This window comes from Metabacillus sp. KH_069 (genome assembly GCF_057838075.1).
This window is the reverse complement of sequence record NZ_CM174460.1, coordinates 1797386-1811616: the sequence shown is the minus strand read 5'-3', so window position 1 is coordinate 1811616 and position 14231 is coordinate 1797386. Positions and strand designations below refer to the sequence as shown.

Below are 14231 nucleotides of genomic sequence, written 5' to 3'. Positions count from 1 at the left end.
ATCTTACTTCGTTTCGACTTTTAAGCCGCTTAAGTATTCAGTAAGTGCATCAAGTTCCTCATCATTCAGCTCAGGATACGTTTTTGTCATCTTGTTTCCTGGTTTGTACTGTTCAGGATCTTTCAGCCAGTTTCTGATATTTTCTTTATCATGAGGCAGAATGCCCGCTACCCTGGTGCGCTCTCCGAAGTTAGCTAAGTTTGGAGCTGTTCTAGCCTGTTCAGGACGCTCATCCACAGGTGTCACAGCATGACAGCCGATGCAGCTTTTTCCTGGAATAACTTTTCTCCCTGTTTAGCTAAGTCTGAAGATGCAACTGCTTTTGCACCTTTCATTTCTTCAAGCCATTGATCAAATTCTTCACGGGATTTTGTTTTTACTTTAAAATCCATTAAAGCATGTGAAGGGCCGCAGAGCTCTGCACACTTCCCGTAAAAATATTCACCTGCTTCTTCTGAACGCTTGCTGTCAAAATTAAGCCAGAACTGATTTATGTTTTCTGTGTTTGTATCCATTTTGCCGCCTGCTGAAGGAATCCAGAATGAATGCTTAACATCAGAAGCAATCAGATTAAAGTAAACCCTTTCATCTGTTGGAACAACTAAATCCTGGCTCGTGATAACCCCTTGATCAGGATATTCGAATTCCCACCAGTAAAGATTCGCTCTGACATTAATGACAACCGCATCTTCAGGTTTGCGGTCCTTTTTGTCCATTGGTTTCACATCTGCAAGTTCAAATGTAGCAGATACTACTGGAACCGCTAACACAAGTAGTAAAAGAATAGGAATAACAGTCCAAATGATTTCAAGTTTATGACTTCCCTCTACTTGCTCAGGAATTTTATTTTCCTCACCTTTGCGCTGTCTGAATTTCAGAACTACATAAATGAAGATCACAGTTACGACTGCGATTACAATGACCATGATGAGCGTACTCAGCACCATTAATGAGTACTGCATATCCGCAACTTCACCAGCTGGTTGAAGAGCGGAAAGATATGGTTCACCACAGCCGGCTAAGACAAGTGTCAACATTGCAAAGATGGCAACGAGACGTAATTTTGTCAGCCTCTTTTCCATAGCTAAATCAAACCCCTCTTTCAGTAAATTAATTCCCGCAATATCACAGGAATTGATAATTCCTTCTATGTAAATTCCTAAAAGAAAGAATTCCTAACCTAGTTGATCGTGAAAAGTACCATCGCCACAAAAAGGATCGTTAAGTAATTCAGTGAATAAATAAACATCCACTTTGCCCATTTCAGATCATCTCTCATTTTCATGCCTGACAAAGCAAGCACAAGCCAGCCGATATTTAAAGCGGTTGCCAGAATGATGAAAGAAACCCCAAGCTGAAATAAGTAAAACGGCAAAGGCAGAAGACAGATCACCCAAACCATCATTTGCCTTTTTGTAATGGCAAAACCATGAACCACCGGCAGCATCGGAATGCCTGCAGCCCGGTATTCTTCCACTCTTTTCATTGCAAGAGCAAGAAAATGCGGCGGCTGCCATATGAACATGATCATAAACAATACCCAAGCTGTCACACTCAGGTCTGCATCGATTGCAGCCCAGCCGATAAGGGGTGGAACTGCACCCGATACACTGCCTACAACAGTATTCAGTGTATAGTGGCGTTTTGTCCACATTGTATATAAAAAGACGTATGTAATTACGCCGATCAACCCGATTAACGTAGCCGTTACAGTTGTCATCAGCAAAAGAATAAAGCCGAACGTAAGCAATAAAATACCAATCCACAAAGCTTGAATTGGGTTCATTTTCCCAGTAACTGTCGGTCTCATTTTCGTTCTTTCCATGATATGATCTATATCACGGTCGTAAAAATTATTGATTGCACAAGAACCAGCAATAATTAAAGCTGAACCAAGTAAAACAAATAAAACACTATCTATATTCTGCAGGAAGCTTTGTCCTGTAAAATGCAATGCCAGCCACAGCCCCGTGAAGGTAGTAATCATGTTAGAATTGACAATGCCCATCTTTATAAGACTCAGGAAGTCTTTAAGAGCTGTCGTTTCGTGGATTTCTTCAGGCCGGGTTCCGCTTAGATGTGTTTCAGATAAGGTCCTTGAATCAGGCACGTTTTATAGACCTCCTTTTTCATTCTGCTTCTAATAAAAAGAATCAGCTGTATGATGGAAACTTTCTATATCATACTAAATAAAACAATATTTACAAAATGCTTCCTTCTTGATATTAAACCATAATCAGCAAAAGTTTTGTGAACAAATTATGAAGAAGTTATGTCGAAATTGTGAAGCAGATGAGCAGCGCAGGTTAATTAATTGAAAAGCTGTCCATTCACTGATACTCTAAAAAATGATGGCATAACTTTTTGACCACGATAACATTCTATCATAACTATTAGGAATTTTTTATAGATTATGGAATCTTTTGCGAAAAAAACATCTGCGAAAGAGTCACCCATATAATTCCTTTTTAATGTGCCTGTTTTCCTACTATAATAAACAGAAATGGTATCCGTCATATTTTTGTTGCCTGATCGGCTGAGGCTGGAGCTGTTATTTCACGCGCACAAGCCCGTTTTTTGTCGATTTAGATAAATCTCATCATTACGAATAAGAAGGTGAACATCTTGCAGAGAGCATTAAAAGGTTTAGGCGTGCTCACATCTATTGTTATGCTTCTCGTACTCTTAGGAGGAGCTTTGGTTACAAAAACAGAATCTGGAGCAGGATGCGGCGATTCTTGGCCGCTGTGCCACGGCGAACTGATTCCGTCTGAGATTACCCCGGAGCTTGTTATTGAGCTCAGTCACCGGGTTGTCAGCGGACTAGCAGGGATTCTTGTCCTTCTTTTAGCTGTTTCATCATGGATTATGATTGGACATAAACGCGAGACAAAATTTCTTGCAGGTTTATCATTCTTTTTCCTGATTCTGCAGGCATTAATTGGAGCCGCAGCAGTTAAATGGGGACAGTCAGATGCCGTTCTTGCGCTCCATTTCGGCATATCGCTCATATCATTTGCTTCTGTTCTGCTTCTTACTTTGCTTATCTTCGAAGTAGATAAGAAGTTTGATACAGAATCCTTGATTATTGATAAAAGAATGAAGTTTCATATGATCGGCATTATCTCTTACTGCTATCTAGTTGTGTATACAGGTGCATTTGTAAGACATAAAGAAGCAAGTCTTGCATGTCCCAACTGGCCAATGTGCAGCAACAGGCCATATGGTCTTCCGGCTACTCTTCATGAGTGGATTCAGATGGGCCACAGATTTGCCGCCGCTTTAATCTTTATCTGGGTGGCAATAGCTGCCTACAAAGCATTTAAATACTATAAACATCAAAAAATCGTTTATTACGGCTGGATGATTGCTTTTGCCCTTATTTCCATGCAAGTAGTGTCCGGGGCGCTTGTCGTGCTGACGGGTTTAAATTTAGCTGTCGCACTCGCCCATGCATTAATTATCTCTTGCCTTTTCGGGGTTCTCAGCTACTTCATCCTGCTTATCAGCAGAAACAAAATAAACCGTCAGGCACAATTGAATAAAGAAAATAAAAAAGTAATCTAAATTGAGGGATTCTTCTATCCCTCAAATAGTATGACGAAGCCAGCCATCCTCTTTCGGCTGGCTTTTTTGATTAAATGTTATCTCTAGAATTATCGAGAGCCTATGACTCCCATAAACCCATCCACCGCCAGGTTTGCCTTCTAAAAGAGCTGATTTGATTCCACTTTTCTCACCTTTTACTGGTGAAGTGTCCTCATAGACCTGCTTTGATTCCTTTTTTCTCTCCTTTTCTAGGTGAAGTGTCCTTATAGCACCGCTTTGATTCCACTTTCCTCACTTTTTCCTGTTGAAGTGTCCTCATTGCATCGCTTTGATTCCACTTTTCTCACCTTTTGCTGGTGAAGTGTCCTCATTGCACCGCTTTGATTCCACTTTTATCACTTTCTCTAGATGAAGTGTCCTCATTGCATCGCTTTGATTCCACTTTCCTCTCCTTTTCCTGATGAAGTGTCCTCATAGACCTGCTTTGATTCCACTTTCCTCTCCTTTTCCTGATGAAGTGTCCTCATAGACCTGCTTTGATTCCACTTTCCTCTCCTTTTCCTGTTGAAGTGTCCTCATTGCATCGCTTTGATTCCTCTATTCTCATCTACTCTTGATGAAGTGTCCTTATACCACGGCTTTGATTTCACCAACAAAAAAGCACACCAAGCGGTATGCGAATTTACTGTTTTATAAAATTTATTAAACTTTCAGCGCGCGTCCCTTTCTTACATGTCCTTAAACATTTCAATCGCTTTTTTCCTTTGCTCGCTGTGTTCAACTGTAGGCTCAGGATAGTCCTCACCGATCCTGCAATTCGTCCGTTTCTGCTGATCATCGTTCATTTTCCATGGTTCGTGAATGAACTGGGCATCGACATCTTTTAGCTCGGGTACATATTTCCGGATGAATTCTCCATCAGGATCGAATCTTTTCGACTGTGTGACCGGATTAAACACTCTGAAATAAGGCACGGCATCTGTTCCGACTGAAGCGGCCCACTGCCAGCCGCCAATGTTGGATCCCGCCTCATAATCTACTAGCTTTTTCGCAAAATATTCTTCTCCCAGGCGCCAGTCGAGCAGATAATCCTTCGTTAAAAAAGAGGCAGTAATCATCCTTAACCGGTTATGCATCCATCCTTCAGCGTTCAGCTGCCTCATTCCCGCATCTACAATTGGATATCCGGTCTTACCGTCGCACCAGGCTTTTAACCGCTCGTTATTTCTGCTCCAATTTATTTTGTGATACCGTTCATCCGCCTCTTCAACGGCACTGTTTGGGAATTGGACATAGACCATATTATAAAAATCCCTCCAGGCAAGTTCTTTTATAAAGGTTTCCTTGCCGCTGTCCTGATCTCCCTCAATCTGTGAGATATAATGGTAAACCGTTCTTGGAGAAATGGCTCCAGTTTTTAAATACCTGGAAAGCGTGCTTGTCCCGTTTACAGCGGGAAGATCCCGTTTTTTATGATAATCCTCTAATCTATCGGAAGTGAAGCTTTTTAACGTTTTTAAAGCAGCTGCTTCTCCTATGTCCTCTCGCTTTTCAAAATCTCCTGCTATTTCTTCAAGCTCGCGGCTTCCATCTGCTGTTAATTTTTCAAACCTGCAGGCGCGTTCAGCAAGGGTCTTTAAATTTATTTGGAGAGGCATGCTCTTATCAAGCTTTCTCCACGCCCTGTAATAAGGAGTAAAGACTTTATAAAACTCTCTATTCTGCTTTTTCACTTCCAGTGCGCCGTGAAGAAAATGATCCTGGAATGTATAGGCTTTTCGATTTTTATCATGAATGAGCTTCATGACCTCATCATCGCGTTTTTTTCCATAGCCTGTTTCATCTTCATTGAAAAAGAACATCTCAATCTCGGGAATGTTATCTAGTAAAGAAGTAAAGACCTTATCTGTCTCTCCTGATAAAAGGTGAAACGCAATGTTCTTACTCTCACACTCTTTCATAAATAAAGATAATGTCTGGAAGAAATACTGATGCCGCATATCTATGCTGTCACTCAAAAAGTGAGGATTCATCTGAAAAAACAATAACAATCTTGCATCATTCTTTTCTGCCCACTTCATCGCATTTGAAAGAGCTGTATGATCCTGCAGCCTTAAATCCCTGCGAAACCAAACTGCCGCTGTTTTCATAGTTTATTCACCTCATTCTAGATTGTATCCAGCTCAATTCAATTATGAAAGAATGGATGGGTTTTTGTATGCTTATCCAAATGCACATTAAGCCGAAACAGAAAAAAACAGCCCGGAGGCTGTCTTTTAATGACTGATTTCAATTAATAAATCACCAGTTTGAATGGCTTCACCGTTTGATACATGAATATCCTTGATCGTTCCTGAGAATGGAGCCTGAACGGTTGTTTCCATTTTCATTGCTTCAGTCAGGAGCAAATGATCGCCCTTGCTGACTTTTTCGCCTTTTTCAACTAAAACCTTGATGACCGTGCCAGGCATTGTGGCTCCGATATGATCTTTGTTGCCTTTATCTGCTTTCATTTTCGCTGTGATTGTCGCTTTAATGTTTTCATCACGGATAATGACCTCGCGCGGCTGGCCGTTTAATTCAAAATAAACGACGCGTGTTCCGTCCGGCTGAGGCTCTCCAATTGAAACCAGTTTTACGATCAGCGTTTTCCCCTGTTCGATTTCAACTTCAATTTCTTCTCCAAGTCTCATTCCATATAAGAATGTTGGTGTATCAAGAACCGAAATATCCCCGAACTGTTCAAATGTCTTTGCATAGTCCATAAACACTTTTGGATAAAGTGCATGAGCGATCGCATCAAAGCTTGTCACTTGTCTATTTAAGCTTTGGAACAGCTCTTCTTTCAATGCGCTAAAGTTGACCGGCTCTAGCAATTCACCAGGTCTGACCGAAATCGGCTCGCGGCCTTTCAAGATAATACGCTGAAGTTCTTTCGGAAAACCGCCGTGAGGCTGACCAAGATATCCTTCAAATAATTCTACAACGGAATCCGGGAAATCAAGCGTTTCTCCGCGCTCATATATATCATCTTCGATTAAATTATTTTGAACCATGAAGAGGGCCATGTCGCCGACTACTTTCGAAGAAGGCGTTACCTTGACTAAATCTCCAAACATATCATTTACGCGGCGGTACATCTCTTTTACTTCGTTCCAGCGGTCATCCAGTCCAACAGCTTTTGCCTGCTGCTGAAGATTGCTGTATTGTCCGCCGGGCATTTCATGCATGTACACTTCCGAATGAGGCGAATTCATGCCGCTCTCAAAATCCTGATAATAGTGGCGCACGCCTTCCCAATATTGAGACAGTTCTTCTAATGCTTCAATATCAGCTTTTGGCCGGTGGTCCATTCCTTGCAGGGCATGATAGAGAGAATTTGCGCTCGGCTGTGAAGTTAAGCCGGACATAGAGCTTACAGCTACATCCACAACGTCGACTCCAGCTTCGATCGCTTTGGCGTATGTGAAAATACCATTTCCGCTCGTATCATGTGTGTGAAGATGAATTGGAATGGAAATCGTTTCTTTTAAAGCAGAAATCAGATCATAAGCAGCCTGAGGCTTAAGCAAGCCTGCCATATCTTTAATTCCCAGGATGTGAGAACCTGATTCTTCCAGTTCTTTAGCCAGATTTTTATAATATTCCAGATTATATTTCCGGCGGGAAGGATCTAAAATATCTCCGGTATAGCAAATCGCCGCCTCGGCAATTTTATTTGATTTTCTGACAGCTTCAATTGCAGGGCGCATTCCTTCAACCCAGTTCAGGCTGTCGAAAATACGGAAAACATCTATTCCTGCATAAGAAGACTTTTCTACAAACTCTTCAATGACATTATCCGGATAATTTTTATAGCCCACTGCGTTAGATGCACGAAGAAGCATTTGCAGCAGGATATTTGGAACTTGCTTTCTGACTGTGAGCAGTCTGTCCCAAGGATCTTCTTTTAAGAAGCGGTATGCTACATCAAATGTTGCTCCGCCCCACATTTCAAGTGAAAATAAATTAGGAAGAAGCCTTGCAGTAGGTTCCGCGATATGTTTGATGTCATTCGTTCTTAAGCGTGTTGCCAGAAGTGATTGATGAGCGTCGCGGAATGTTGTATCTGTTAACAGCACTTCATTCTGTTCTTTCAGCCATCTCACAAGACCTTCCGGACCCTGCTCGTCAAGGATCTGCTTTGTTCCGCTTGGAATCGGTTCGGAAAGTTTCACTTTTGGAATGTAGAGCTTATCGAAAACCGGCTTCTTTTTCTTTTCAATGCCCGGAAAGCCATTAACTGTTACATTTCCAATGTAGGAAAGCATTTTTGTTCCGCGGTCTTTTTTCTTTGAAAATACGAACAGCTCTGGTGATGAATCAATGAAAGATGTATCGTATTCACCTGACATGAATTTCTCATGTTTAATCACATTTTCTAAAAAAGGAATGTTGGTTTTAATCCCTCTGATCCTGAATTCCCTTAAGTTTCGGATCATTTTTGCGGCAGCCTGCTCAAACGTAAGCGCCTGAGTTGAAAGCTTAACCAGCAGTGAATCATAATGCGGCGTAATAACAGCTCCCTGGAATCCGTTTCCGGCATCAAGCCTTACTCCGAAGCCGCCTCCCGAACGGTATGCCATGATCTTGCCAGTATCCGGCATGAAGTTATTCAATGGATCTTCTGTTGTAACCCTTGATTGAATGGCATAGCCCGTTACCCTGATTTGATCCTGTGGCGGTATGCCAATTTTTTTGCCATGAAGAGGATAGCCTTCTGCAACCATTATTTGAGTCTGAACAATATCAATTCCTGTGACCATTTCGGTAATTGTATGCTCTACTTGAACACGCGGGTTAACTTCAATGAAGTAAAACTCACCATTGGCAACTAAGAATTCCACTGTTCCAGCATTCACATATTCAACTTTGTTCATCAGCTTAACGGCTGCATCACAAATGTCTTGTCTTAATTTTTCATCTACAGAAACACTTGGAGCGACCTCGACCACTTTTTGATGACGTCTTTGCACGGAACAATCACGTTCAAACAAATGAATGATATTTCCGTGTTCATCACCAATAATTTGCACTTCAATGTGCTTAGGATTTTCAATTAGTTTTTCAACGTATACTTCATCGTTGCCAAATGCAGCTTTTGCTTCTGATTTGGCACGTTCATAGGATTCTTTAACAGCTGCAGCGCTGCGCACAATCCTCATGCCGCGTCCGCCGCCTCCAAGTGAAGCCTTAATAATGAAAGGATAGCCATTTTCGCGGCCAAAATCTACAACATCCTCTAAGCTTTGCACAGGTCCGCTGCTGCCCGGAATGACCGGAATATCTGCAAGCTCTGCCTGCTTTCTTGCTTTCACTTTGTCCCCAAACATGTCAAGATGGTTAGATTTAGGGCCAATAAAAATAATTCCCTCTTCTTCGCATCTTCTTGCAAAATGAATATTCTCGGATAAAAATCCGTAGCCGGGATGAATGGCATCCACTTGATTGGCTTTAGCAATTTCAATAATGCCATCGATATCTAAATAAGCATCGATCGGTTTTTTCCCTTCGCCTACTATGTATGCTTCATCTGCTTTGTAACGGTGAAACGAGCCTGAATCTTCTTTAGAATAGATAGCCACTGTCCGGATATTAAGCTCCGTGCAGGCACGGAACACACGGATGGCAATTTCACCTCGGTTTGCTACAAGTATTTTCTGAATGTTTTTCTGCGACATAGGAATCCCCCTTAAGCTTCATCAGTTGCACTACTAAAAGTATAACACATTTATAATTAGTATAACACTTTTATTCTATTGAAATGGTACCGTATTACTATGTGTTTCACTTACCGGCTTTTGTTCAGTCTTCTGATAAGTCGCCCGGTATTTAATAAACATTGATATATTAATGAGAAGCCCCATTGAAAGCATTAACAGAATCATTGAGGAGCCTCCGTAGCTTATAAATGGAAGAGTAACTCCGGTAATTGGCAGCAGCCCTGTTAGTCCGCCAACGTTAATAGCTGTCTGGATTCCAATCATGCTTGAAATGCCAATAGCGAGCAGTGTGCCAAATGCATCTTCACAGTTTCTTGCAATGTGAAAGCCTTTCAGCACGATAAAAGCAAGAAGGATCAGGACAAACGCTACTCCTAAAATCCCCAGCTCTTCAGAAATGATCGCCAGAATAAAATCTGTGTGCGATTCAGGCAAATAGCCGTATTTTTGTACGCTTTCCCCGAGGCCAAGCCCCGTCAGTCCGCCTGAACCAATGGCGTAATAAGAATTTATTAAGTGAAACCCTGAGTCTTTCGCATCTCCGAATGGATCCATAAATCCGACAAAACGGCTGACCCGCTCCGCTGTAAAGATCTTGTCCCATTTCAGCAAAACAAGCGGACTGATTGCAGCAAGACCTGCAAGACCCAGGATAATGAGCTTAAAGATGTTCTTCATGCCCAAACCTGAACATAAGACCATCGAAAGAGCGATCATCCCAATGATTGATGCCGAGCCTATATCCGGCTGCAGAATAATCAATACACAGATAAATCCTGTAAAAATAATCGGAGGCAGCACGCCTCTTCCAAAATGATCAATATATGATTGTTTTTTTTCGTACACAGCTGCAAGGTACAAGATAACGCTCAGTTTCACAAATTCTGCCGGCTGCACTTTAAAGCCGAACAGGGAGAACCAGCTTCTGGCACCGCCTGCAACGGAACCAAATACGAAAATAGCAAGGAGCATCAGGATGGACAGCATGACTACCCCCCTGATAAAGAAAGGACTTAAATAAGCTCTGTAAGGAAAGAACATAGTAGCCAAAAGGACTATAAACCCTATTGCTATAAAAATTGCCTGCCTCTGAAAAAAGTGATCGCTTGTATATCCCCACCTGGCAACCGCAGAAATCATACTTGAGCTGTACACCATGACCAAACCAAATCCGCATAAGAGAATCACAGCAAGTATGAGTGAATAATCATATGATTTAAGAATTTTTTTTATCATTTTATCGCTTCCTATCGTGACTTGTTGCTGCATTCTGGATGATTTTATTTTCCTAGTTAGAAATTCGAGATTAAAGCGCAAATTCCTTCCATTATGTTTTCATCTTCTGAACGCACGCCTTATGGTAACCCGGCAAACGTGCGTAAACAAGTTATAAAAGTATGTAGGTCTTTTGTTCTGGTATATAAACCTGCTAAAAAAGGCTGTTTTCGTTCAGACGTTTATTACATAGATATATGACTGGCGAGCTTTATAAAAAAACTCAAACTGTCTAATTAAACAGTTTGAGTTTTATTGTTATTTCTTTGTGAACGCCTCGTGCAATGCTGACATTTCTCTTTCGAGTGTGTCTAGGATAGCTTTGCCTTCCCGCTCATCAATCAGATTCAGCCTTACGGCAAAATCAATTTCTCTCGACAGTCCAAACATTTGTGTATCTAAAACCTCTTCATAAAGAGGACATTGAGGCATCGTCAAATTGTCCATTTGGACTTGAATCAGCTTCGTAATTTTATCAGCATCTGCCTTTAAGAGCGCAAGTGCTTTTTCTCGATGATCAATCGCAATCTCAGACGCCAATTGAACCCCTCCGTTCCCGAGCGATTACCCTAATCTATCTATTAATATTATAGGGAAAACAGTAAAAAATCAAGAAAAAACAAGGTGTTATTCATAACTGAACTTGTTCCCGCACAAAGCTTCATCAGAAAATGCTTAATTCATACTTTTCAGACAAAAGATGAAGCAGTTTTATACCCGCAATACTGTTCCCTTTTTTATCAAGAGAAGGGCCAAAAATTCCGATTCCAAAATGATAGGGCACGATGCCCATAATACCTCCGGACACTCCGCTTTTAGCAGGGATTCCCACTTTTATTGCAAACTCTCCAGAAGCATTGTACATGCCGCATGTCACCATAAACGTTTTGCAGATTCGCGCAATATCTTTGGGGATGATTTGTTTTTCTGTTTGAGGATGTCTGCCGTCCAGAGCGAAGACTGCCCCGATTTTCGCAAGGTCGAGACTGTGCATTTCTACAGCACATTGCTTTGAATATAAATCAATTAAATCCTCTACATCACCATCAATGATGCCGTCTTTTTTCATAAAATAACAAAGAGACCTGTTCAGCCAGGCGTTTTCAAATTCAGATGAAGCGATCTCATGACAGACTTTAATCTCCTTATTGAAGGTTAATTCTTTTGTAAAAGCTAAAAAGCGGGATAGTTTTTCTTCCTTGTCAGATCCCTTGATCATATTTGTAACAGCAAGTGCGCCTGCATTAATCATCGGATTCAGCGGCCGCTGATTTTCATGAGTTTCAAGCTTGACGATTGAATTAAACGGATCTCCCGTCGGTTCCATGCCCACTTTATCAAATACATAGGATTCCCCATGATCCATCAGTACAAGAGCAAGCGTCAGCACCTTTGATATGCTTTGCAAGGTAAAGCTTTTTTCAATATCCCCAGCTGACATACATGTATTTTCAACATGATAAATCGCAACGGATAAATCACCTTGATCTGCTTCTCCTAGTGCAGGAATATAGTCAGCAATCTTGCCTTCCTTCGTCACTTCCCTTGCAATGCTGACAAGCTCCGCCAATTCTTCACTGGTTTGACATGGCATGGTTGTTCACCTCTTCATTCAGTATGAGGTGTTAGTTTGCCCAAAAACTGTCATGCCGATGTCCCCCATGACAAATTCACAGAAAGCGCTTATACTTTTAAAGAAAGGACGTGTAGCAATGGATTCAATCATTTTGATAAAAGGAAATATTGCCTTTCCAATTACACTGGATCCCGGCGTATGGATATTTGATGACAGAAAAGTCGATCTGACTGTTTATTTTGATGAAAACAAAAAAGAACGGAACGAACTGGAAGAGTACACTAAGGCAGTCTCAAAACACTGGGATCAGGAAATCCGTGAAGGAGCAAAGCTCCCGGAAAACAAAAATAATAAACGAACGGAAAAAGAACGAATCTTGAATGGGACGTTTGGTATTCCATTTCTTCCATTCCTTAAAAATGCGGAGCCTGCTGAAGCAGCAGAATATGCTGTTTTTAAAACCGGGCAAGGAGACGTAAGAATGTCTCTTGAGGAAGCCTCTGCCCTCATACTCGGATTCAGTAAAAATGGTAAACCCCTTACTGACGAAGGTCCCGTTACTCTCTATTACGGAGATGGCAGCAACCGTGATAATCCTATTACGAACATAAAAGAAATTATTATTGAGTAAGAAAAGCCGCTGATGACAGCGGCTTTTCCCATCTTTCACAATAAATCTGCTGCCAGCTGGGCAAGACCTGAGCGCTCCCCTTTTACTAATCTGACATGCCCCGCAATATACTGATCCTTAAACTTCTCCACCACATAGGTTAAGCCATTATTGTATTCATCAAGGTAAGGATGATCGATTTGCTCAGGATCTCCCATTAAGACAATTTTGCTTTTTTCCCCTACTCTGGTCAAAATCGTTTTTACTTCGTGCTTCGTTAAGTTCTGGGCTTCATCAATAATAATGAACTGCTCAGGAATACTTCTGCCGCGAATATACGTCAGGGCTTCTACTTCTATTGATCCCATCCCTGCTAAAATGGCATCCAGCTCGCCAGGTTTTTTCGCATTGAAAAGATATTCTAAATTATCATAGATCGGCTGCATCCACGGTCTTAGTTTTTCCTGCTTTTCACCAGGAAGATAGCCAATATCCTTCCCGACAGGAACGATTGGCCTTGCAACGAGCAATTTTTTGAACGTGACTAAATCCTCTGTCTGCATCAGACCTGCAGCTAAAGCGAGCAGCGTTTTCCCGGTGCCTGCTTTTCCAATTAATGTGACCAGTGGCATGTCATTTCTGAGAAGCAGCTCCATTGCCATCGTCTGCTGGACATTTCTTGGCCGTATTCCCCAAATGTGATCGTGATCAAATACGAGCCTCTTTACCTTTTTTCCTGTTTTATCAACACATCCGATCGCAGAAGCAGAGCCGCCAAGCGCATTTTTCATGATGACAAATTGATTTGGATAAAATGGATGATTCGTCACTTCAGACAAAATCAATTCATTTTTTTCATAAAATCTGTTTAAATCATCACCGCTTATATACAAATCTAGATAGCCTGTATAGATTCTTTCAATTTCAACAACCCTGTCGCTTAGAAAATCCTCAGCCAGCAGTCCGATTGCATCCGCTTTTACCCTGACCAGCGTGTCCTTGCTCACAAGGATGACCGGCCGGCCGTTCTCCGTTGTTTCCTCTTCAATTGAAAGATTTTTCGCCACTGCAAGAATGCGATTATCGTTTGTTTTTTCTATAAAAATCTCCTGAAGTTCATGAAATGAGCGATGATTCAGCTCAATCCTCAAAAATCCCCCGCTTGGCAAAGGAATTTTTTCATGAAGCTTTCCAATCAGCCTTAGGCTATCAATCAGTTTGGAAACATGTCTTGCATTTCGTCCTATTTCATCCATATACCGCTTTTTTGAATCGACTTCTTCAAGAACGACTGCCGGAATCACTACTTCGTTTTCTTCAAAAGAAAAAATGGAATTCGGATCTTGCAGTAAGACATTCGTATCCAAAACATAGATTTTACTCAACCTTCCGCCTCCTACCCAGTTCAGGTTTTTATAGTGTATTGCACGTGAAAGTCAGACGAAGATAATCAAGCTGT

General features: G+C 41.4%; 9 protein-coding genes and 1 pseudogene. 2 read left to right on the top strand and 8 right to left on the bottom strand.

Annotation, left to right across the window (positions count from 1 at the left end):
* Nucleotides 1-3 precede the first annotated feature (3 nt).
* Nucleotides 4-1082: pseudogene (coxB, locus tag AC3ISE_RS08945) on the bottom strand (cytochrome c oxidase subunit II).
* A 98-nt stretch (nucleotides 1083-1180) separates the two neighbouring features.
* The gene (cyoE, locus tag AC3ISE_RS08940) at nucleotides 1181-2053 is read right to left on the bottom strand and encodes a heme o synthase (RefSeq protein WP_396653201.1); all 873 of its coding nucleotides are present in this window, start codon (nucleotides 2051-2053) and stop codon (nucleotides 1181-1183) included.
* A gap of 572 nt (nucleotides 2054-2625) precedes the next feature.
* Between cyoE and AC3ISE_RS08935 the strand changes: the two genes are divergently transcribed.
* Nucleotides 2626-3567, top strand: a complete 942-nt coding sequence (locus AC3ISE_RS08935) for a COX15/CtaA family protein (RefSeq protein WP_489223925.1) — start codon at nucleotides 2626-2628, stop codon at nucleotides 3565-3567.
* 710 nt (nucleotides 3568-4277) lie between these two features.
* On the opposite strand, the gene AC3ISE_RS08930 is transcribed toward AC3ISE_RS08935, so the two are convergent.
* From AC3ISE_RS08930 to glsA, 5 genes are all read right to left on the bottom strand, one after another.
* Nucleotides 4278-5699 carry a cryptochrome/photolyase family protein gene (locus AC3ISE_RS08930; protein WP_489223924.1) on the bottom strand — a complete coding sequence of 474 codons (1422 nt, stop codon included), beginning with the start codon at nucleotides 5697-5699 and terminating at the stop codon, nucleotides 4278-4280.
* 126 nt (nucleotides 5700-5825) lie between these two features.
* On the bottom strand, nucleotides 5826-9269 hold the full coding sequence (gene pyc, locus AC3ISE_RS08925; RefSeq protein WP_489223923.1) for a pyruvate carboxylase: 3444 nt from the start codon (nucleotides 9267-9269) through the stop codon (nucleotides 5826-5828).
* A 75-nt stretch (nucleotides 9270-9344) separates the two neighbouring features.
* Nucleotides 9345-10547: an FtsW/RodA/SpoVE family cell cycle protein gene (locus AC3ISE_RS08920; protein WP_489223922.1), complete on the bottom strand. Its 1203-nt coding sequence runs from the start codon at nucleotides 10545-10547 to the stop codon at nucleotides 9345-9347.
* Nucleotides 10548-10844: 297 nt separating this feature from the next.
* Nucleotides 10845-11126, bottom strand: a complete 282-nt coding sequence (locus AC3ISE_RS08915; RefSeq protein ID WP_070879036.1) for an Fpa/YlaN family protein — start codon at nucleotides 11124-11126, stop codon at nucleotides 10845-10847.
* Between the two features lie 124 nt (nucleotides 11127-11250).
* Nucleotides 11251-12180, bottom strand: a complete 930-nt coding sequence (glsA, locus tag AC3ISE_RS08910; protein WP_489223921.1) for a glutaminase A — start codon at nucleotides 12178-12180, stop codon at nucleotides 11251-11253.
* Nucleotides 12181-12298: 118 nt separating this feature from the next.
* On the opposite strand from glsA, the gene AC3ISE_RS08905 reads away from it, so the two are divergent.
* Nucleotides 12299-12793: a peptidyl-prolyl cis-trans isomerase gene (locus AC3ISE_RS08905; protein WP_489223920.1), complete on the top strand. Its 495-nt coding sequence runs from the start codon at nucleotides 12299-12301 to the stop codon at nucleotides 12791-12793.
* 35 nt (nucleotides 12794-12828) lie between these two features.
* On the opposite strand, the gene AC3ISE_RS08900 is transcribed toward AC3ISE_RS08905, so the two are convergent.
* Entirely contained in the window at nucleotides 12829-14157 is a 1329-nt protein-coding gene (locus AC3ISE_RS08900) for a PhoH family protein (RefSeq protein ID WP_489223919.1), read from the bottom strand.
* Nucleotides 14158-14231 lie beyond the last annotated feature (74 nt).

Excerpts from the sequence above, each read along its gene's own strand:
- AC3ISE_RS08930 (WP_489223924.1), bottom strand. The coding sequence starts at position 5,699 with ATGAAAACAGCGGCAGTTTGGTTTCGCAGGGATTTAAGGCTGCAGGAT.
- pyc (WP_489223923.1), bottom strand. The coding sequence starts at position 9,269 with ATGTCGCAGAAAAACATTCAGAAAATACTTGTAGCAAACCGAGGTGAA.
- AC3ISE_RS08920 (WP_489223922.1), bottom strand. The coding sequence starts at position 10,547 with ATGATAAAAAAAATTCTTAAATCATATGATTATTCACTCATACTTGCT.
- glsA (WP_489223921.1), bottom strand. The coding sequence starts at position 12,180 with ATGCCATGTCAAACCAGTGAAGAATTGGCGGAGCTTGTCAGCATTGCA.
- AC3ISE_RS08905 (WP_489223920.1), top strand. The coding sequence starts at position 12,299 with ATGGATTCAATCATTTTGATAAAAGGAAATATTGCCTTTCCAATTACA.